Source organism: Actinokineospora enzanensis DSM 44649, assembly GCF_000374445.1.
GTDB lineage: Bacteria > Actinomycetota > Actinomycetes > Mycobacteriales > Pseudonocardiaceae > Actinokineospora > Actinokineospora enzanensis.
In genome coordinates this window covers 56,351-76,228 of sequence record NZ_KB894417.1, presented here as the reverse complement: position 1 = coordinate 76,228, position 19,878 = coordinate 56,351, and the positions used below count along the sequence as shown (strand labels likewise).

Below are 19,878 nucleotides of genomic sequence, written 5' to 3'. Positions count from 1 at the left end.
TGACAAAACTCGGTCACTTTGCGTCCGGGGAACGCCGAACGTCGGTCGCGCGTTGAGCACGCATGGGTGTGCTGTGGGCGATGAGCCTGCCGGGGCTGGTCGTGGGCCTGATCGTGTTCGCCGCGATCGAGCGGTTCGGCCCGCGACGGCGCTCACGTGCGGGGACGCCCATGTCGGCGGCCGGGTTCGACGAGCTGGGGGCCATGTTCTACGGCTCCAAGCGCGAGGAGATCGAGTACCGCCAGTCCTCCCTGATGCACCGCGACGACGAGGAGGACGGAGCCCCACCCAGGGACTCCGCCGACCTCGACGGCTACGGCGTCCGCATCGTGCGCAGGCGGGCCGACTGACTCACGGCTTCTCGAAGTGCTGGTAGTCGATCGGTGAGGTCCACGACCCACCCCACTCCCAGCCGCGCCGCGCGAACGCCCGCACCGTGTCGTCGCCCGCGTGGATCACCCCGGGATCGGTCCGCGTCCGGTCGGCATAAGGCGCGCCGTTGGGCGGCAGCACCGTGCCACCGGACGAGATGTACGGGTTGAGCACCGGGTTGATATCGATCGCGCGACCGTAGGAGTGATTCGACCACTCGGTGCCGCCGGTGATGGGACGGCAGTTGAAGGCGGAGGTGTTGTTCGCCGCCATGGATTTGTCGTCGTCCGCCCCGTACTTCTCCACGGTCTCCATCCGCTCGATCGGATACCGCTTGTAGTACAGATCCCGGAACACGTCGACGACCTCACCCGACACCGCGTCCGCCACCACCAGCTCGCCGCGGTGCGCCCGCCCGTCGAGCCCGACCACACTCATGTTCACCAGCCGCAACGCCTCCGGTCCCACCGGACAACCAGGCCGCCAACTGGCCCCCAGCCGCGCCGCGTCCACCGGCACGATCACCGCCACGAACGGCGGCAGCCACCGCTGCGCCGCCGCGGGCGAGCTCAGGCCACCCACCAACACGACCGCCGAGGCCAACACGGCGACCGTCTTCCCCAATCCCGTCATCACCCCTCCTCACGACGTCGGTGATTTTACCCCGCGATCAAGACGGTACCCGTCGGTTTCCCGCGCCCCTATCGTCGAGCCATCGGGTTAAGGCAGGCCGAAAAGGCGAATCGATATCCCGGTATTCGCCATCCGGCGCGCGAAAGGTCCCTGTCCGGGCGGGACCTCGGATAGCGGTGCGGGCGCGGCCGCCGGATTAGCGTGGAGGAGTTCCCAGGTCAGGAGGTTTCGATGCGCGCCAGAGAGATCATGTCGGTGCCGGTGTTGACGGTGACGCCGGAGACCCCGGTCAAGCGGGTGGCGGAGTTGCTGGCCGCCAAGGGGTTCACCGCGCTGCCCGTGGTGGACGGTGCGGGTCGGCTGGTCGGGATGGTGGGCGAGGCCGATGTGGTGCGCGGGCGGATCCCGGTCGACCCGCGGTTCCGGACGGCCGCGGCCGAGGACGAGGCACCGCCGCCGCGGACCGTCGGAGAGGTCATGACCGTGCCCGCCGTGTCGGTCGACGCGGGCGCGGATGTCGCGGCGGTGGCCCGGGTCATGGTCGCCCACCGGCACCGGAGCCTGCCCGTCGCCGCCGGTGGGCGGGTGATCGGCATCGTGACCCGGGGTGACCTGGTGCGGGTGCTGGCCCGCTCGGACGCCGACCTGGAGACCGACGTGCGCAGGCGGCTGGCCGTGTTCGGCGGGCCCGGCCGCTGGTCGGTGCGGGTCGACGACGGGGCCGTGCGGATCACCGACCGGTTCGACGACCCCGGCGACCGGCACATCGCGCGCGTGCTGGCCGAGTCGGTGCCCGGTGTGGTGCGTGCCCAGGTGCGGCGGCTGGAGGAGGGGAGCCGGGCATGAGCGAGCCGGTCGCCGTCGCGGTCGACGGGTCCGCGTCGGCATCGGACGCCGTGCGGTGGGCGGTCGGCGAGGCGGGTCGCCGCCAGGCCGTCGACGCCGCGCTCGTCGTGGTCGGCTCGCGCGGCCGCGGCGGCTTCGCCGGTCTGCTGCTCGGCTCCACCGGCCAGGCCCTGATCAGGCACGCGCCCTGCCCGGTCGCGGTGGTCGGGACGGACACCGCGTGCTCCTAAGTGGACTGTTCGGGTCCGGTGCGCGCGGGAGACCGCCCGCTCGGCTGTTTGCCGCACGGGCGCGCCCGTGCCACGCTGCTGCGACGACCGGGAGCGAGCAGGAGTCACATGGAGCGGCACGAGGCCGAGCGGGACACCGGCAGCACGGCGACGCTGCTGTCCGGACTGCGGTTGGACGAGCTGTTGCGGGAACTGCACGAGCGCCTCGGTGAGCTCATGCACACCCGCGACAGTCTGCAAGGACTGCTCGACGCGGTCCTCGCCGTCGGGGCGGGACTGGAGCTGGACTCGACCCTGCAACGCATCGTGCAGGCCGCTGTCGGGCTGGTCGACGCCCGCTACGGCGCGCTCGGCGTGCTCGGCGACCGCGGCCTGTCCCGCTTCCTGCACGAGGGCATCGACGCCGAGACCCGCGCGGGCATGGGCCACCTGCCCGAGGGCCGCGGCCTGCTCGGCCTGCTGATCGAGCACCCCGAACCGATCCGGCTCGTCGACCTCACCCAGCACCCGGCCTCGGTCGGCTTCCCCGAGAACCACCCGCCGATGGGCAGCTTCCTGGGTGTTCCGGTCCGCGTGCGCGGCGAGGTGTTCGGCAATCTCTACCTGACGGAGAAACGCGGCGGCCCGTTCACCGCCGACGACGAGGCAGTGGTGCGCGCGCTGGCCGCCGCCGCGGGCGTGGCGATCGAGAACGCGCGACTGTTCGAACGCTCCCGCGACCGTGAACGCTGGCTCACCGCGGGCGCCGAGGTGAACACGCAGCTGCTGGCGGGCGCGTCCCAAGGCGAGACGCTGGACCTCATCGCGCGTCGCGTGGTCGAACTGACCGCCGCCGACTGCGCGCTGATCCTGCTGGTCGACGACGCGACCCGCGACCTGCTCCGGGTCGGCGCCGCCACCGGCACCGTCGGCGAGGCGCTCACCGACGACGAGGTCTCCGCGTTCAGCCCGCTCATCGACGCCGTCCTCGTCGCCGAGGAACCCCGTCAGGTCGGCGACCTCGCGCAGGAACTCGGCACCAACGGCGCGCTCGGCCCGGCGGTCGTGGTCCCGCTGCGCACCGCGGGCGGCGTGCTGCTGGCCGCGCGCGAGAAGGGCGCGCGACCGTTCACCGCCGACACCGCCCCGATGCTCGCCTCCTTCGCCAGCCAGGCGGCGGTGGCACTGGAACTGGCCGAGAAACAACGCGCCCAGCGCATGCTGGACGTGCTGGCCGACCGCGACCGCATCGCCCAGGACCTGCACGACCACGTCATCCAGCGCCTGTACGCGACGGGCATGAGTCTGCAGGGGACACTGCGGCGCATCGAGGACCCGGCCGCGCGCGAACGGGTGCACCGGTCCGTGGAGCAGCTGGACCAGACGGTGCGCGAGATCCGCACCTCGATCTTCGACCTGCAGTCGGTGGACGACGCGAGCAGCCTCCGCCGCCGCATGCTCGACGTCGTCGCCGAGGTCGGCGCGGGCTCGACCGTCTCCCCGGCGGTCGCCATGTCCGGTGCCATCGACACGCTCGTCCCGATGGAGACCGGTGAACACGCCCTGGCCGTCCTGCGCGAGGCGTTGAGCAACGCGGTCCGCCACGCCGCCGCCTCCGAGATCATGGTGACCGTCGCCGCGTCCGACGCGTTGCTGGTCGAGGTCCGCGACAACGGCGTCGGCTTCACCGTCCCCGACCACCGCAGCGGCCTGGAGAACCTCTCCCGCCGCGCGGCGGCGTGTCATGGGCGGTGCGAGGTGAACAGCGCACCGGGTGTGGGGACGACGGTGCGGTGGTCGGTTCCGTTGGGCTGAGCGATCATATCCCGGCGGCTCGCGGAAATTCCATTCCGAAAGCCGACACGGGCGCCTCGATACTTTCCGGACGCGAGTTCCCGCTTTCCGACAAAGTATCCACGACGCCAGTAGTCCGGCGGTAGTATCCGACGCCGGATGGTCCGTCGCTCGCGGAGGTTTGGGTGGAGATGACGATCGGCGTCGACAGCGACGGGCTCGGACCGGGGAGCTTCCACCGCAGGCTCCACGACGACGTGGACATCGCCCGCGAGGCAAATGCGCTGGAGAGCCGCACCCGGCCCGAGGACGAGACCGACCCGCGGTGACCGGGGTTCCCGATCCGGCACGGTCCCGCGCCGTCCTCGTCGGCGTGTCCGAGTATGTGAACCAAGCGCGACTGCCCTCTGTTGTCAACAATGTCCGCGAGCTGCGTCGCGTATTCTCCAATGCCGACCTGTGGGGTCTACCGGACGAGCATTGCGTGGCCCTCGTGGACCCGGAGTCCACCGCACAGGTGCTGGACGCGGTCCACGCCGCCGCGGAAGCCGCGTCCGACCTGCTGGTGTTCTACTTCGCCGGGCACGGCCTGCTCGACGACCGCGGCGACCTCTACCTCGCGTTGCCCGACGCGGACAAGGACCGCCTGTACCGGGCGGTCCGCTTCGACGACGTGCGACGCGAGATCGTCGGGGCCCCGCGGGTGCTCGGCAAGGTCGTCATCCTCGACTGCTGTTTCAGCGGGCGGGCCATGCAGGGCGGCATGAGCGGCTCGGACGATCTCGCCGACCGCGCCTCGGTCGAGGGCAGCTACGTCATGACCGCGTGCGGGGAGACGAAGCTGGCACTGGCGCCACCGGGGGAGAAGTTCACGGCCTTCACCGGCGCGCTGTTGCACCGGATGCGACACGGGATCCCGAACGGCCCCAAGACCCTGGACATGGAGACGCTGTTCCGCCACGTGCGCGCCGACCTGCGGGCCAAACACCGGCCGGTACCGCAACAGCGGATCCGCAACGACGGCAGCCTGATCGCGTTGGTGCGCAACCGATCCGTACCGCGTGTCGCGGTGAAGGACCGATCGGGGGCGGGCGTGGTGCGGCGGCGAGATGGAGGTCGGGACGCCGCCACCGCCCAGGCGGCAGCGAAGCCGGTCGTGCGGCCGCCCGAACGCGCCCGGCCGCCGTCGGAGTTCCCCGATCTGTACCGGTGGTCGCCGAGCGAACTGGTCGCGCGGGTGGACGAGCAACGGTCGGCCGGAGCCGGTGCCGTGGCCGACCGGCTGTTGAGGATGGCAGCCAGGCGGCGGCCCGACCAGGAGGTCGCGGCCATCGTCGACCTGCTGCGCAGGACGGCGCGACACACCGAGCTGCGCGCGGTCCACGCGGCCGCCGCGACACGCCCGCGCGTTGAGATCCTGCGCATCGTGGACGTGCTGCGCGAGACGAACCAGGCGGACGAGGCGTCCGCGCTGCTCCGTGCCGCCGGTGCCACGGACGCGGCGAACATCGCCCGCCTCGCCCGGCGGCTACGGGACCAGCAGCGGCATGCCGACCTTGCCGCTCTGCTGGACGCGGCCATGGACACCGCACGGAAGCGATCGGCACTCCTCGGCCTGGTCAACACGTTGTTCGACGCCGGCCTGCGCGAGGAGGGCGACCAGCTGGTGCTCCGGGCGATGAACACGCTGCCCGGCCCGGCGGTCATCGAGTTCGCGGACGAGTTGCGCGTCGCGGGCCGCGACAAGTCGGCCTGCACGCTCTACGCGGCGGCGGCCGACACGCTGGTGGCGACGCGACCGGTGGCTGCCGTCACGCGACTGTGCGCCGTCATGTCCGAGGGAGGTCACGCGCGCGGCGCCGATCGGGTCGCCGCCGCCCTGATCGCGACGGTCGACGGGATGGACCGGGCGGTCGAGGTGGCGCGGGAGTTCTGGAACGTCACACGCCCTGACGACGCCCAGCGGGCGTTGGACTCTTCACCTACGCGGCTGCCCATCTCCCGCACGCTGGCTCTCGCCGCGGAGTTGCGTTCCTCTCGCCACGACCAGACGGCCTACGACCTGTGCCTGCACACCGTGCTCGACCGGCCGCACTCGACCATGGAGATCGTCACCGCGCTGCGCGAGGCCGGACGCCCCGTCGACGCGGACACCCTGCTCAGGGCCGCCGTCCTGCGACTCCCCGTCCGTGCCGTGGCCGACCTGGTCGCCGAACACGCGGACCACGTCCTGGACAGCGCCGTGCGGCGACCGCCACGCGAGGTGGCCGAGCTGCTGGACACGCTGCGCACGAGCAATCCCGCCGTCGCGGCCCGGCTCGGCACCCTGATGGCGGACATGATGACCGAGCGGGCCGAGTTCATCCCGATCCTGATCGAACGCGCCGACCCGAGGCGGCGCCGCGAGATCCTCACCCGGATATCGTCCACAACGGACGGTTGGCGCGCGGTCGGGACGTTGCGCGAGGGCGACCTGCGCGTCTACCTGGACACCGTGCTCGCCGCGGCGGCGATGTCGGCGCAGCCGGACCGCGTCATCGCCACCACCGTGGCGTCCCTGAGCGATGTCGCGCCACCGCCGGTCGTCACCGACCTGCTGACCCGGGCGATGGACGGCCGGGACCTCAAAGCGGCCAAGAGGCTCATCGCCGCCATCCGCGAGCTCAACCACCCCCGCGCCCTCGACGCGGTCGTCACGTGGGTCCGGGACACCACCTCGGGCGAGTCCCGCATCACGTACGCACTGCTGCGACTCGGACTCCGCGAGTACGTCGGCGGGTGAGAACCCAGGGGGCGGCGGTCAGGACTGGCCGCGGCGGAGTTCGGCGGCGAGAACGGCGGCCTGCGTGCGGCGCTGCATCTTCAGCTTCGCCAGCAGATGCGACACGTAGTTCTTCACCGTCTTCTCGGCCAGGAACATGCGCTCGCCGATCTCCCGGTTGGTCAGCCCCTCGCCGATCAGGTCGAACACCGTGCGCTCCTGGTCGGTGAGCGTGGCCAGCGGGTCGGTCTGGGTGTGTTCGCGGCGGATGCGGTCGAGCAGGGCCGAGGTGGTCTTGGGGTCGAGCAGCGAACCGCCCGCGCCGACGGTGCGGACGGCGGCGAGCAGGTCCGTGCCCAGGACCTGCTTGAGGACGAACCCGGACGCGCCCGCGAGGATCGCCTCGAACAGGGCCTCGTCGTCGGCGAACGAGGTCAGCATCAGGCAGCGCAGCCCCGGCATCCCCGACCGGAGCTCACGGCACAGTTCGACCCCGGTGCCATCCGGCAGGCGCACGTCGAGCACGGCCACGTCCGGGTTCGCGTTCGGCACCCGGACCAGCGCCTCGGACACCGAGGCCGCCTCCCCGACGATCTCGATGTCGGGCTCGTCCAGCAGGTCGGCGACACCCCGACGGACGATCTCGTGGTCGTCGACCAGGAAGACCCGTGTGGCCATGATGTCCCCGCCTCCAGCGCCCGTGTGCCGCGTACCCGTCAACTCTAGGCGCCCGGTCGGGACCTCTGCCCGCGTCGAAGGTGCGGGGGAGGCCGGGACTTTGGTCCCTCACGCCCGTCGCGGTGAGGGGGTTCCCGACAGCCCGACCACCTCGGACAGCGGCCTGCGCGGCGTGGCGGGCAGCGTCGACGCGCCCGGGGCGGGCCAGCCGACGCGCAGCACCAGCTGCGGGAACAGCTCGTCGCGCAGCACCGACTCGCGCAGCAGGTCACGGGCCGCGCGGACCTCGACGGGCTGGCTCAGCGGGCACGACACCATCCGCGCCGCGGTGGCCGCGAGGGTGACCGCGCTGGTCGCCTCGCCCGCGCGCAGCCGGGACATCCGGTCGTCGGAGGCGGTGCCGAGTACCACCAGGGTGCCCGCGCCGGTGCCGATGGCCCGGTCGGGCCCGCCCAGCGTGGGCGCGGAGAAACGGCGGGTGACCAGGTCGCCGTAACGGGTCTCACGGGGTGTGTTCGCGGCCGGGACGCCGTCGGCCGAGCCCGCGTGCCTGCCGGTCCACAACGCCAACTCGGTGCGGTAGTCGCTGTCGGCGGCCTGGCGCGCGTCGGCCTCGGCGACCAGCCGGACCAGGTCCGCGCGCGCCTCGCCCTCGATCACCCGGGCGACCACGCCGTGGTGCGCGGCGGCCGACACCAGGTCCGCCTGCTGGTCGTCGCGCATCGGCCAGGTGGCGTAGGCGCGGCGGTCGCTCCGCCTGCGCGTGATGGCGGCGGCGCGCACCACGTCGGCCCGGTCGGCCGCGGCCGGGGCGAGCGTGACGGTGGCCAGGTGGTCGGGCACCTCCGGGTCCGGCAGCCTGCGCACCCGCGCGGTCCAGCCGAACGCGGCCAGCGCCACGACCAGGTGGTGCAGCGCCGCCCCGCAGCTGAGGACCAGGTCACGACCCTCCGGATCGGTCGCGGGCAGCCGCCGCGCCGGGTCCGCATACAGGTGCACGGCGTCGGGGGCCACCAGCCAGCGCCACGGCTGGGTGTTGTGCACCGAGGGCGCGCAGCAGGCCAACCGCAGCGCGGTGCGCAGGGTGTCCCGGTCCGGGAAGCCCGCCTCGGGGGCCGAGACCGCGCCGGTCGGCAACACGGCCATGGCGCACCTCCTCACCTCGGGAACTCTTCGGTCCAGGGTGGTGGCCGGGATGGGCGGGCCCCAGTGCGGGAGGTCCCCGCGCGGCAGGGACCTAGGCACTCGCACAACCGCCGCTTCCGTCTCTGGGCGTAGTCGGATGTGCGGCGCATGGTGGACACAGCGCTACGAGAGACACAGCACTACGAGAGATACAGCGCTACGAAGGGAGACGCCATGACCACCGCCGAACGGGCGAACCGGTCCGATGAGGACATCCGGGTCGAGATCCAGGACCGGGTGCTGCCCGCCGTCCCGCACGTGGACACGCGGCTGGTGCGGGTGGCCGTGGACGACGGCGTCGTCCTCATCGTCGGCCGGGTCGACTGGGACAGCCAGGCGCCGGTGGTCGGCCGCCTGATCGCGGCGGTCACCGGGGTGCGCGAGGTGCGCAACCGCCTGCGCTGCACCTGGGACGACGTGACCCGCTTCCCCTGGCACCCCCGGCTCCCGCACCGTCCCAAGTGGAACCACTAGCGCGGCGTCCCGTCCCACCGCCACTCCACGCGCCGAGGCAGACCCGGCAACGCGATCCGACCCGTGCACCACTGCAACGCCTGCCACCCGGGGGTGGCCGCGGGCATCTCCGGGAACAGCCGCCGCGCGACCCGCTCACACAACGCGTCCGACGGCCGCCACTCGATCCCCAGCCCGTCGGCGACGTCCTTGCCGTGCACGAGGCTCTCCAACACCCCCATCGCCGCGAACCCCTCGGGATCCGACGCGCCGTAGAGGTGGAACGCGAGCCCGCTCGGCCGCGCCGTGCGCACGACCGAGGACAACACCGTCCCGCACACCTCCACCAACTGCAGCAACGCTGCGGTCCCGCCGCCCGGGGCCGCGCCGATCATGCTTTCCGGGCCGCCCTCCCGCCGGGCCTCCCGACGGAACGCGGGCACCGAGGTCGGCGGCGTGCGCTGGGCCAGCTGGGCGCTGTAGTAGAAGAAGCAGTCGGCGATGTGCTCGACCGTCTCCCGACACGTCCACTCCAGGTCGCCCGCCCGCTGCTCCCACGCCGCCGCGGACGTCCCCTCGAACGCTTCGATCGTGAACCGGACCGCCTCGTCCACATCCTCCGCAGTGATCATGCCTCGCAGCCAACCACGCGCGGCCCCGGGACGCGCGTGGTTATCCACAGCCCTGCGCTACTCGATCGGGAGCAACACCCCGTGTTCCGATTCCGGCCGCGGTCCCAGGATCCGCCGCTCCGACTCGCTGATCCGCAGGTCGTTGATGCTGGCCTCCCGCCTGCGCATGAGCCCGTCCGGCGCGAACTCCCACAGCTCGTTGCCGTAGGAACGCCACCACTGTCCCGTCTCGTCCCGGCACTCGTACTGGAACCGCACCCCGATCCGGTTGTTCCGGAACCCCCACATCTCCTTACGCAACGCGTAGTCCCGTTCCTTGCCCCACTTTTCCCGCAGGAACCGGACAATCTCCGCACGCCCGGACAGGAACCGATCCCGATTCCGCCACACCGCGTCCGGCGTGTAGGCGAGCGCGACCCGTTCCGGATCCCGCGTGTTCCACAGATCCTCGGCGGCCTGCACCTTCCGGCGCGCGGTCTCCTCGGTGAACAGCGATGTCATGATGCCCCCTTGGCGAGAACGATCGTTCTCCTCGCATCGTAGAGAACGAACGTTCTCCACGGCAAGGGTGATCGGCGGGCGGACCTCGGGCGGGCAGGGTCGGCTCGCTTGGTCGGGTCTGCCGGACGGCGACCGGCGGGCGCGTGTGAGGATCTTGATCCGGTAGTCGCGCATGGCGGTCCGGTCGACCGTGCCCATGCCGCGAGGATGATTCCCCGCCCGAAAGGGATCCGCGAAGCGCTCGGAACGACCGGTGGGCACATGTTCTGGGGTGCCGAAAAGAGATCCGCTTCTGTCCACTTGAGATGATCGCGGGCGTGAAGACGTCGGATCGACTGTCAGAACCGCACAAGCCTGTGGTCAGGCGGGTGGTGTGAGTGGTTCGAGCAGGGCGACCAGCTCGTCATGCCCGTGATACCGGGCGGCGCCCACGGCGGTGGCCTGGAACCACGGCTCGGTCACCCGCAGGTCCGGATCCTTGGTGAGCAGGAACCGGACCACGGCACGGCGATCGTGCGCGGCCGCCCAGATCAGCGCGTACTCGACGACCGACTCCGGTGCCTGCGTCCGACCGTGGGCCCCGATCCGGGGCAGGGGCGCGAGGTCGGTCCGGAGGCCGCCGTCCGGGGCGAAATGGTCCTGGACCGCGTCCAGATCGCCGAGCGCGGCCGCGAAGCAGAGGTTGTCGACCCGGGCACCGCAGCGGGCGAGCGCTTCCATCGCCTCGGTATACCCGAACGTAATGGCGGTCCACATCGGCAGGCCGTCATCGTCGATCCCGTCGACGCAGGCACCGCCTGCGCACAGCTGCTCGACGAGTGCGCCCTGCACACCCGCGTCCGCCGGGTGAACGGACGACACGAGCAGGCACAGCGTCGTCGCGCCGTTGCCACCCCCGTAGCTGTCGCAGGTGGCGTCCGGGTCGGCACCGCGCTCGATCAGCAGCCGCAGCACGTCGACCGCGTTGGCGGGCGAGCGGAGCTGTCGTTCGGCCTCGATCCCGTTCGCTGCCACGTGATGCAACAACGTCTGCCGGTGCGGGAACGGCGAGCGCGCCGCGACGAGCGCGGGCCGCGCGTCCAACAGCAGACGCAGAGTGTCGAGGTCTCCCGCGTAGACAGCGTCTGCGGCCTGCTCGAACCGGGTGTCCACCACGTCGTGTCCGTGCGCGAGCGCGTCGGCCCAGTCGGCATACCCGTGATCGTTGGCGACGATCTGCCGCGCCGTGTCGTCATCGAGACGGCCATCCTGCGTGACGGGCCCCATCCCGACGAAGCGGAGAACCTCGCTCGTCACCTGGTCGCCGCGAGCCACGGCGTCCTGCAACAGCCCGACCTGCCACACGATCCACTGCTGGACCGTGACCTCGGACTCCGCCACCCTCGGAGTCGGCAAACCCCACGTCGGCACCGACGAAGTCTACTGCCGAATTGCCGGTGACCACGTCTCCGCCTCGGTTTCGTCGGCTCTGATCGGACATCGAGATCGTGACGCGGCATCGCACGCCGTGCCCCGCCGAATCCGACGAACTCGGCAACCTGTCGGTCCCGTCGCTCACGCCGCCTTCGCAGGAGCACGAGCGCCCACGCCTGCGGCACAGCCTCCTGGGCGGTGACCAGGTCAAGCCGGGCGGGAGGCGCCGTCGCGGCGACCGACGGTATCGCCGACCGGTGGCTCGTGTTCGTCGCGTATCGTGGAGAACGAACGTTCTCTGATTGGGGTGGCCGGATGGACCGGGACGAGGCCGTCACGCGTCTGCTCGACGCGGCCGAGGTGCTGTTCTACGAGCGTGGTGTGCAGGCGGTCGGCATGGACGAGGTCCGCGCGGTCTCCGGGGTCTCGTTGAAGCGTCTCTACCAGTGCTTCCCGGGCAAGGAAGACCTGGTCGTCGCCTACCTGCGACGCCGTGACCGCCGGTGGCTGGAGTCGTTGGCTGACTTCGTCGCCGCGCGGGAGTCCCACGAACGGGTGACGGCGGTGTTCGACTGGCTGGACGACTGGTTCCGGCAGCCGGGTTTCCGCGGTTGCGCGTTCATCAACTCCGTCGGCGAGCTGGGCGCGACGTCACCGGAAGTACTGGCCGTGGCGCGTGAGCACAAGGCGGCGGTGCGGCGCTACCTGCTCGGACTGGTGTCGGACCGGCAAGCGGGGGAGGCGCTGAACCTCCTGGTGGAGGGGGCGATCGTGACCGCCGCGGTGAGTGGCGATCCTGCGGCGGCCCGCCACGCGAGACGGGCCGCCGCGGCGCTAGGGAGTGGTGGCGCGTAGCTGGAGGGCCTTGGCGCCGTTGGTGAGGGTGAGCGACTGGCCGTCGATGGCGTACTCGACCTTCTCGCCGAGCACGGCCACGACCGCCGACTCGACCGCGGCGGATCCGTCCGCGCAGGCCATCTTGGTCAGCATCGGCGGCTCGAAGCGCAGTGTGGTGCCCTCGACGGTGTAGGGGGCGGACCCGGAGTTGCAGCCCGTCCGGATCATGACCTGGTCCTTCTCGAACGTCAGCGACGCCTTGCCGGTGTCCGGTGTGGACGAAGCGGATTGGCCGTCCAGCAAGGACTCCAGCGCCCACTTCGGTCCGACCAGGTTGGCTGGCTTGGCCTTGCCGAGCACCAGTTCGGTGGTCGCCGAGGTGAGCGTGAGCCGGTCGTCGGCGAGCTTCCACACCGGTTTGGCGGTCAGCAGCGCGGACAGCCACTCGTCCTGTCGGTGCCGGGCCTCGTCGCAGGCCATCTCGGTGGAGCTGAGCTCGGCGGTCTGCAGGGTGCCGCCCGCGAGGCTCACCGAGCCGCCGATCGTGTTGCAGCCCGCTGCGGCGGAGAGCCTGCCGCCGTCCTGGAAGTCGAGGGTGACCGAGGAGCCGGGCACGAGGGCGTGCGGGGCGCCGTTGTCGGTGGCCGTCTCGGCGGTGAACCGGCCCTGCGGGATGGGACCGTCCAGCGCGGCGGGCGGCTGACCTGCGGGAGTGGTACTCCCGCCGGACTGACCGCAGCCCGCAAGCACGAGTGCCGCCAGGACGGCCGGGGTCAGGTGTCGGGTGCGCATGTATCCAGGACGGAACCCGGGGGGTCCCGGGTTGTCCCGGAACGCCCGGAATCCGGCTCGTTGATCATGCTCGGAGGCTGGGCCATGCTGGCGGGATGGAACTGGGGCTGCCGGGCCGACGCCTGGTGTTGAAGGGGGCCGCGCTCACCGCGGCGGTACTGGGAATGGGAACGAGACTGGTGAACGGGACGGCCGCGGCGGCACCGGCGGCCGACGGCGTGTTCGGCTACGGGGTCGCCAGCGGCGACCCGACCGGTGACGCCGTGGTGATCTGGACCCGCGCCACGCCGCCGCCGATCCGCCGGGGCGCGCCCCTGGCGACGCCCGGGAGCGGTCTGGGACATCCGCTGCCGGTGCGCTGGGAACTGGCACGCGACCCGTCGTTCCGGCACGTGGTGCGCGCGGGAACGGTGTGGACCAGCCCGGACTCCGACCACACGGTGAAGGTGGACGTGCGCGGCCTGCGCCCGTACACGCGCTATCACTACCGCTTCCACGCGGCGGGACAGACCAGCGATGTCGGCATGACCCGCACCGCGCCCGACGACGGCGACCGCCTGCACGCGTTGCGGTTCGCGTTGGTGTCGTGCAGCAACTACCCGGCGGGCCTGTTCACCGCCTACCAGGCCATCGCCGAGCGCGCCGACCTCGACTTCGTCCTGCACGTCGGCGACTACATCTACGAGTCAAGCGACGCCGCCCCGCCCGGGGAGCCGATCGAGGCGCGCGACCTGACCGGCTACCGGCTGCGGCACGCCCTGCACAAGGCCGACCCGCACCTGCGGCTCGCGCACCTGCGCCACCCCTGGGTCACGATCTTCGACGACCACGAGGTGGCCGACAACGCCTGGTCCACCGGGGCGGGAAACCACACTCCCGGGACGGATGGGGACTTCGCGCAACGGCGGCGGGACGCGTACCAGGCGTATCTGGAATGGATGCCGTTCCGGTTGCCCGAGCAGCAACGGGTGCCGCATCGCGGGACGCGGTTCTTCCGGGGTTTCGGGTTCGGTCCGTTGGGCGACCTGTCGGTGCTGGAGACCCGGCAGAACCGGGACGTCCAGGTCGAGGTGCCGCCGTTCAGCGGGCGCGGGGGCGGGTTCGTGCCGCTCGGGGACCCGGCGGTGGCGGCGCGGCTGTCGGATCCGGGACGGCACATCATGGAACCGGAACAGCTGGCATGGTTGCGGGACAGGGTGGAACGACCGGGACCGTGGCACCTGGTGGCGAACCAGACCGTGTTGGCGCCGGTGCGGTTCCCGGGTGCGGCGGTGGGATTCCCGGATCAGGAGTTGATGGTCAACTCGGATCAATGGGACGGGTATCGGGCCGACCAGTCCGCGCTGCTCGGACATCTCGGTGCGATCAGGTCGGGGGACGCCGTGGTCCTGACCGGTGACATCCACTCGTCGTGGGCGTCGGACCTGCCCGGGTCGGCCGGGGTGGAGTTCGTCTGCCCGTCGATCACCAGCGACGGGTTCTACGAGCTGGTCCGAGGGGCATTGCCCGCGGGGACGCCCACGGACGCGGTGTTGGCGGCGACCGAGCGGTTGTCGGCTGCGGTGGTGGGGGCGAATCCGGGAGTGCGGTACCTGGACGGGATCGGGCACGGGTTCGTGGTGGTGGATGTGACGCCGGAGCGGGTTCAGGCGGATTTTCACCACACGCCACGGCCGTCCGCGGAACGGCCTGATCCGCGGACGGATCCGAGCGTGCGTCCGGCGGTGACGGCCAGTTTCCAGACGCAGGCGGGAAGCCGGAGCGTGGTGCCGGTGGATGTTCCGGTCGGGGCTCGGGCGGACGAGCCGCGATAGCGGCCCGGGAGCGGCTGACCGGCCGTATCGATCGGTGGTGTTTGGGGGTTCCCAGTGGGTGGACCACGCGCGTCGGGCGGGCAGGGTGGAGGGAGGTCGACTGTCTACTCGGGAGTGGTCGTGAGCGGGACACCGAAGGTGCCGGGAGTGCGGAAGTTGACGGTGGCGGAGCGCGAGGAGTTCCTGGCGTTGCCGCATGTCGCCGTCGTGGTCGTGGAGAGTGGGGAGGAACGGCCGCCGCTCGCGGTGCCTACCTGGTACGCCTATGAACCCGGCGGAACGGTGGGACTGATTACTCGGTCGGGGAAGAAGAAGTCGCGGTTGATCCGGGCGGCGGGGCAGTTGACGCTGTCGGTTCAGGTTGCCGAGCAGCCCTACCGGTATGTGACCGTCGAGGGGACCGTGGTGCGGCAAGGGGCGGCGACACCGGGGGAGCTGGCGAGGGTGCTGGGGCGGTACGTGCCCGCCGAGGCCCTGGACGAGTGGGTGGCGTGGGAGGCGGGCGGGGGCAATCCGGCGGGGTCGCCGGAGTTCGTCGAGGTGCGGCCGGACCGGTGGCTCACGCGGGCGTTCCTGCCTGCCGGGTGACGTGGTTGCCCGCCCGCCGCCACCTGGTGAGACCGCCCGCGAGGACGCGTGCGGGACGACCGGCGTCGCGCAGGAGGCGGACGGCGCGGGTGGACGTGGCGCAGTAGGGGCCCGCGCAGTAGGCGACGATCTCGGTATCGGTGGGCAGCTCGTCGAGGTGGTCGCGCAGGCGCGCCAGCGGGATCGAGCGGGCCTCGGGGAGGTGGCCCGCGCGGTACTCCGCCTCCGGGCGGACGTCCACCAGCATTGTGCCCCCGGCGTGCAGGCGGTCGCGCAGCTCGGTGACCGAGACGGGTTCCAGGTCGGCGTCGTCCAGGTAGGCGGTGACCTCCACGCGCAGGTCGGCCAGCCGGTGCTCGGCGAGGTCGGCGAACCGGCCGAGGAAGCGGGACACCTCGGGGTCGGCGATCCGGTAGTAGGACCTGGTGCCCTCGCGGCGGCACGTGACCAGGTTCGCGGCGAGCAGGTGTCGCAACTGGGCCGAGGTGTTCTTCACCGGCACCTCGGAGCATTCCGACAGCTCCTCCACCGAGCGCTCGCCCGCGTCCAGCAGGTCGAGCAGCCGGAGGCGCACCGGGTTGGCCAGCGCCTTGCCGATGCGGGCGAGCTGGTCGTAGATCCGCGCCCCCGCGAACTCCGTCACCGCTGTTCTCCTCCTCGTGGTCGATGTCACAACCGGCTTTGACGTGCTGTAACGCGTCGGTCGGCGTCTTCACTGGGAATCGGGGCCCGTTCGCCGTTGTCCCTGTCCACCGTCTGCCGATTATTCTAAAGATCTGCGGAAAAGGGGGCAACCGTGGCAGTCGTGGACCAGCCCGCGGCCGTCGGACGGCGCCGGGTCGACTCGGACGCCATCCCGTCGGTGTGGCTGCCGTTGCTCGCCGCGCCGGTGGCGATGGGGTCGAACGCGCCCGGCTTGGTGCTCGGCACATTGTCCTCCGAACTCGGCGCCGGGATTCCCGCGGTGACCTGGGTGGTCACCGCGTTCGGGCTGGGACTCGCGGTGAGCACGCCGTTGGCCGGGCACCTGATCCGCAGGCGTGGACCGCGGATGACATTGCTCGTCAGTGCGGTGCTCAGTGTGATCGGAGCACTCGGCGTCCTGCTTGCACCGACACTGGGCCTGGTGGTCGCAGGCCGGGTCGTGCTGGCGCTGGGTGGTGTCGGCCTGATGGTCCTGGCCATCAACGCCGCCGGAACCCCGGGACGCGCGGGCCTCGTGTCCGTGGGCGCGGGAGTCGGGGGCGCACTGGGTCCGGTGGTGGGTCTGGCGGTGACCAGTGTGTCGAGCTGGCACGTGGCCATGGCGCTGTCGGCGGTGAACCTGGTCGCGGTACCCGTGCTGGCCCGCAGGCTGCCGCGCGTCGACCGGATGGTGGAACCCACCCGGTTCGACGCCATCGGCGCCGTGCTGTTCGTGGGCCTGGTGTCGGCGCTGGTCTTGAGTACACACTGGACGATCGCGCTGCTGGTCGTGGGCGTCACGGCGGTGGCGTTGGTGCCGTGGGTACGGTCGCGGCCGGAGGGGTTCGTGCCACTGGCCCTGGTCCGCAACCGCGAGTACCTGGCGTCGTGCGTGACGATCCTGGTTCTCGCGACCGGGTACTTCTACCTGCTCTACCACGTCCCGACACTGCTGCGCGGCGCCGGTTGGGCGGACGCGCGGATCGGTGTCACGCAACTGATCGTGCTGCTCAGCGGTTCACTGCTGGCTTTGCTGGTCACGACCAACCTTGACCGGCTTGGCCGGGGACGCGTCACTATCGCGCTGGCGACACTGGCGCTCGGCGCGCAGGTGTTGGCATTGCTCGGGGGAGTGGTGCCTGCCGCCGCACTCGGGGTCGCGGTGCTGGCATCGGTGGGCGGTCAGGCGACGCTGATGGTCATCGGGACGTCCCGGCTGACCCCGGAACATCGCCCGGTCGCCGTCGGCCTGTTCACCCTGTGCTTCCAACTCGGCGGCGCCTTCGGCCCGATGATCGCGTCCCTGCTGCACTGACCACGCCGCGACGTTTATCCCACTATGGACTACTGGCAAGGGTCGGCCCGCTCGCCATGGTCAGGCTGCCGGAAACCGCCCACCGGCCGCCGGCCCTGAAGACCACTCCGCCCCGGCGCCCCCACAACAAAAACCCGCCGCTCCCAGGGGGATCCCCCGAGGGCCATTCTACCGGTCGGTGCCGACAGTGGATCTTGGTTGGCGGGTTGTCGATCTTGCCTGTGGACAACTTCTGTCGCTGAGACGGGTGAAACGCGGGAAGGCGCGCGATTCGGTCTGCAGGTCGGGAGCGGGATCGGTGGTGTGGGCGGGCGGTTGCCGGAAATGTTGTGTCGCGGCGTCATTCGTGGCGGATGACGACGGTGCGGTCGTCCAGCGGGTCGTCGAGGTGTACCACCGCGACGAGGGAGCCGGTCATGGAGCCGAGGCAGGCGAGTGTGCCGAAATCCGTGGAGACCCGGCGGACCTTGACGTCCACCTCGTCCTCGTGTTCGTCGAGCAGCCGGACCTCGTCGGCCACGCACGACGACTGGATCACCGGCACGAACAGCGTGCGACCGCCGTCGTCCACGCGCGGGCGCGGCGTCCAGTCCCGGTCATCATCCACCTGGGACGGTGGGAGCACCGTCCGCCCGTGGTCCGGCCGGTCGGTCAGGTCGATCGTGGGCGCTACGGTCGCGTGCCCGACCGGGATGGCGCCGTCGCCGAGGAGCAGGCGCAGACCGGTCATCGCGGCCGCGGCGAGCAGGCCGACCAGCACCGCCGCGACGTTCGTCCTCCACACCGGGATCAGCCCGGCCCGCGTGCATCGATCGTGTCCCGCATCCCCTGCCCCCAGCGGCTCGTGAATCGAGGGCGTTCACTCTATCGACGCCCTCGATTCACCCGGAAGCAGGATAGGGCGGCGTCACTGCTGCAGCGGGATCGGGCTCATCACCGACTGCAGCAGCAGCGCCTCCGCCAACGTCATATGCTCCAGCTCCGACCAGCTGACGCTCTCGTTCTTGCCGTGGATGTTCGCGCGCGGCTCCTCACAGCCCCACAGCACGACGTCCGAGGTCGGGTTGGCCCCGCGGAACGCGTTGACCAGCGGGATCGACCCGCCCTGACCGGACCGCACCACCGCGTCCACCTGGTAGGCCTCGCACAGCGCCTCCTCGATCTCGCGCTGGTGCTCGCCCTCCCCGGTGATGAACCCGGCGCCCTCGCCGACCTGCCGCACGTCCGCCTCCAGGCCCCACGGCGCGGCCGCCACGAGGTGGTCACGCAGGTGCGCGAACGCCTCGCCCGGGTCCTGGTTCGGCGCCAACCGCAGGCTCACCCGCGCCTTCGCCTTCGGGCACAACGCGCTCGACGCGCCGCTGACCAGCGGCAATCCGCTCAGGCCGATGACGTTCACCGACGACTTGCCGTACAGCAGCTTCTGCAGGGTGCCGCTGCCGATGAGGTTCGTACGCGGCAGCACGCCGGCCGCGGCGCGCAGCTCCGCCTCGGACACCGTCGGCCAGCCCGGGTGGTCGTAGTCCTTCAGGCCCGCCACCGACACGTCACCGGTGCTCGGATCCTGCAACGACGCCAGCATCTGCACCAGCGCCATGAACGCGTCCGGGATCGGGCCGCCGTACATGCCGCTGTGCACCTTGTGCGCCAGCGTCTCGACCTCCACGTCGGCCACCACGATCCCGCGCAGCGTCTCGGTCAGCGTCGGCGCGCCCACCCGCACGTTCCCGGTGTCCGCGATGATGATCAGGTCGGCGTGGAACCGCTTGTCGTCCTCGTTCGCCGCCAGGAACTGCTCCAGCACGCTGCCGCCGGTCTCCTCCTCGCCCTCCAGCACCACCTTGATGTTCAACGGCAGCTGCCCCAGGTTGCCGCGCAGCGCCTGGATCGCGCCCAGGTGCATCATCACGCCGGACTTGTCGTCGGCCGCGCCCCGCCCGTACATGCGCGGGTCGTGGTTCTCGTCGTCGATCGTCTCCGGCTTGAACGGCTTGGTCCGCCACCCCGACTCGTCGGCGGGCTGCACGTCGTAGTGCGCGTACAACAACACGGTCGTCAGGCCCTCGTGCGCCACCTGGTCGGCCAGCACCAGCGGCGCGGACGTGCGGCCGTTGTGCGTGACGTGATCCACCTGCGCGGTGGTGATGCCGACGTCGTGGAACATCTCGGCGATCGTCTGCGCGGTCACCTCCAGCGGCGGCTCCGGGTCCCCGTACACCGACTGGTGCGTGACCAGCTCGGCGAGGCTCTCCCACAGCCGCGGCATCAGGTCGTGGACCCGTGCCCGCAGCCGCTCCTCGGGCAGGACCATCATCGGTGCGTCCGGGAACATCGCCCGCTCCAATCGCTCGTCCGGTCTCCTCGCCTGTCG

At 71.4% G+C, this 19,878-nt stretch carries 20 protein-coding genes and 1 pseudogene; 11 read left to right on the top strand and 10 right to left on the bottom strand.

All coding sequences use genetic code 11. The features are described from left to right. The first annotated feature begins 62 nt into the window (after window positions 1-62). Window positions 63-350 (top strand): DUF6191 domain-containing protein, encoded by a 288-nt coding sequence (locus tag C503_RS0118745; protein ID WP_018683759.1) that lies wholly within the window; start codon window positions 63-65, stop codon window positions 348-350. A 1-nt stretch (window position 351) separates the two neighbouring features. Here the strand turns inward: C503_RS0118745 and C503_RS0118740 are convergent, their stop codons facing one another. Then, the gene (locus C503_RS0118740) at window positions 352-1,005 is read right to left on the bottom strand and encodes a M15 family metallopeptidase (RefSeq protein ID WP_018683758.1); all 654 of its coding nucleotides are present in this window, start codon (window positions 1,003-1,005) and stop codon (window positions 352-354) included. A gap of 231 nt (window positions 1,006-1,236) precedes the next feature. Between C503_RS0118740 and C503_RS0118735 the strand changes: the two genes are divergently transcribed. The 5 genes and pseudogenes from C503_RS0118735 (at window position 1,237) to C503_RS39915 (ending at window position 6,636) form a co-directional block, all read left to right on the top strand. Then, on the top strand, window positions 1,237-1,851 hold the full coding sequence (locus tag C503_RS0118735; protein WP_018683757.1) for a CBS domain-containing protein: 615 nt from the start codon (window positions 1,237-1,239) through the stop codon (window positions 1,849-1,851). 92 nt (window positions 1,852-1,943) lie between these two features. Continuing rightward, window positions 1,944-2,081: pseudogene (locus C503_RS46050) on the top strand (universal stress protein); the annotation flags it as partial. A 108-nt stretch (window positions 2,082-2,189) separates the two neighbouring features. Beyond that, window positions 2,190-3,875 (top strand): sensor histidine kinase, encoded by a 1,686-nt coding sequence (locus tag C503_RS0118725; protein WP_018683755.1) that lies wholly within the window; start codon window positions 2,190-2,192, stop codon window positions 3,873-3,875. A 170-nt stretch (window positions 3,876-4,045) separates the two neighbouring features. Next, on the top strand, window positions 4,046-4,183 hold the full coding sequence (locus tag C503_RS46820; RefSeq protein WP_211222420.1) for a hypothetical protein: 138 nt from the start codon (window positions 4,046-4,048) through the stop codon (window positions 4,181-4,183). Next, entirely contained in the window at window positions 4,180-6,636 is a 2,457-nt protein-coding gene (locus C503_RS39915) for a caspase family protein (protein ID WP_033400773.1), read from the top strand. Before C503_RS46820 ends, C503_RS39915 begins: the two co-directional genes overlap by 4 nt. 18 nt (window positions 6,637-6,654) lie before the next feature. Here C503_RS39915 and C503_RS0118710 read toward each other — a convergent pair whose 3' ends face one another. Together C503_RS0118710 and C503_RS0118705 are read right to left on the bottom strand one after the other, a co-directional pair. Further along, window positions 6,655-7,293 (bottom strand): response regulator, encoded by a 639-nt coding sequence (locus C503_RS0118710; RefSeq protein WP_018683753.1) that lies wholly within the window; start codon window positions 7,291-7,293, stop codon window positions 6,655-6,657. A gap of 108 nt (window positions 7,294-7,401) precedes the next feature. After that, window positions 7,402-8,439: an Acg family FMN-binding oxidoreductase gene (locus C503_RS0118705; protein ID WP_018683752.1), complete on the bottom strand. Its 1,038-nt coding sequence runs from the start codon at window positions 8,437-8,439 to the stop codon at window positions 7,402-7,404. Between the two features lie 213 nt (window positions 8,440-8,652). Here C503_RS0118705 and C503_RS39910 point away from each other — a divergent pair, with 213 nt between their 5' ends. Next, the gene (locus C503_RS39910) at window positions 8,653-8,952 is read left to right on the top strand and encodes a BON domain-containing protein (protein WP_018683751.1); all 300 of its coding nucleotides are present in this window, start codon (window positions 8,653-8,655) and stop codon (window positions 8,950-8,952) included. Here C503_RS39910 and C503_RS0118695 read toward each other — a convergent pair. The 3 genes from C503_RS0118695 to C503_RS39905 all read right to left on the bottom strand — a co-directional run bounded on the left by C503_RS0118695 (window position 8,949) and on the right by C503_RS39905 (window position 11,474). Beyond that, window positions 8,949-9,563 (bottom strand): DinB family protein, encoded by a 615-nt coding sequence (locus tag C503_RS0118695; RefSeq protein WP_018683750.1) that lies wholly within the window; start codon window positions 9,561-9,563, stop codon window positions 8,949-8,951. The two genes, C503_RS39910 and C503_RS0118695, sit on opposite strands and share 4 nt — an antisense overlap. A gap of 57 nt (window positions 9,564-9,620) precedes the next feature. Continuing rightward, the gene (locus C503_RS0118690) at window positions 9,621-10,064 is read right to left on the bottom strand and encodes a nuclear transport factor 2 family protein (RefSeq protein WP_018683749.1); all 444 of its coding nucleotides are present in this window, start codon (window positions 10,062-10,064) and stop codon (window positions 9,621-9,623) included. Window positions 10,065-10,424: 360 nt separating this feature from the next. Next, window positions 10,425-11,474 (bottom strand): ankyrin repeat domain-containing protein, encoded by a 1,050-nt coding sequence (locus tag C503_RS39905; RefSeq protein ID WP_156893320.1) that lies wholly within the window; start codon window positions 11,472-11,474, stop codon window positions 10,425-10,427. Between the two features lie 318 nt (window positions 11,475-11,792). On the opposite strand from C503_RS39905, the gene C503_RS0118680 reads away from it, so the two are divergent. Then, entirely contained in the window at window positions 11,793-12,332 is a 540-nt protein-coding gene (locus C503_RS0118680) for a TetR/AcrR family transcriptional regulator (protein ID WP_018683747.1), read from the top strand. Here C503_RS0118680 and C503_RS0118675 read toward each other — a convergent pair. After that, window positions 12,312-13,106 carry an META domain-containing protein gene (locus C503_RS0118675; RefSeq protein WP_018683746.1) on the bottom strand — a complete coding sequence of 265 codons (795 nt, stop codon included), beginning with the start codon at window positions 13,104-13,106 and terminating at the stop codon, window positions 12,312-12,314. The two genes, C503_RS0118680 and C503_RS0118675, sit on opposite strands and share 21 nt — an antisense overlap. A 95-nt stretch (window positions 13,107-13,201) precedes the next feature. Here C503_RS0118675 and C503_RS0118670 point away from each other — a divergent pair, with 95 nt between their 5' ends. Then, complete coding sequence (locus C503_RS0118670; RefSeq protein WP_018683745.1) at window positions 13,202-14,920, top strand: alkaline phosphatase D family protein; 1,719 nt, start codon at window positions 13,202-13,204, stop codon at window positions 14,918-14,920. Window positions 14,921-15,040: 120 nt separating this feature from the next. Continuing rightward, window positions 15,041-15,508, top strand: coding sequence for a pyridoxamine 5'-phosphate oxidase family protein (locus tag C503_RS0118665; protein ID WP_211222419.1), 468 nt, complete (start codon window positions 15,041-15,043; stop codon window positions 15,506-15,508). Here the strand turns inward: C503_RS0118665 and C503_RS0118660 are convergent. Next, entirely contained in the window at window positions 15,480-16,151 is a 672-nt protein-coding gene (locus C503_RS0118660; RefSeq protein WP_018683743.1) for an ArsR/SmtB family transcription factor, read from the bottom strand. The genes C503_RS0118665 and C503_RS0118660 overlap by 29 nt on opposite strands. A gap of 153 nt (window positions 16,152-16,304) precedes the next feature. On the opposite strand from C503_RS0118660, the gene C503_RS0118655 reads away from it, so the two are divergent. Further along, complete coding sequence (locus tag C503_RS0118655) at window positions 16,305-17,507, top strand: MFS transporter (RefSeq protein ID WP_018683742.1); 1,203 nt, start codon at window positions 16,305-16,307, stop codon at window positions 17,505-17,507. 340 nt (window positions 17,508-17,847) lie between these two features. On the opposite strand, the gene C503_RS0118650 is transcribed toward C503_RS0118655, so the two are convergent. After that, the gene (locus tag C503_RS0118650; RefSeq protein ID WP_018683741.1) at window positions 17,848-18,291 is read right to left on the bottom strand and encodes a hypothetical protein; all 444 of its coding nucleotides are present in this window, start codon (window positions 18,289-18,291) and stop codon (window positions 17,848-17,850) included. A 123-nt stretch (window positions 18,292-18,414) separates the two neighbouring features. Next, window positions 18,415-19,839 (bottom strand): M20/M25/M40 family metallo-hydrolase, encoded by a 1,425-nt coding sequence (locus C503_RS0118645; protein WP_018683740.1) that lies wholly within the window; start codon window positions 19,837-19,839, stop codon window positions 18,415-18,417. Window positions 19,840-19,878: the final 39 nt, after the last annotated feature.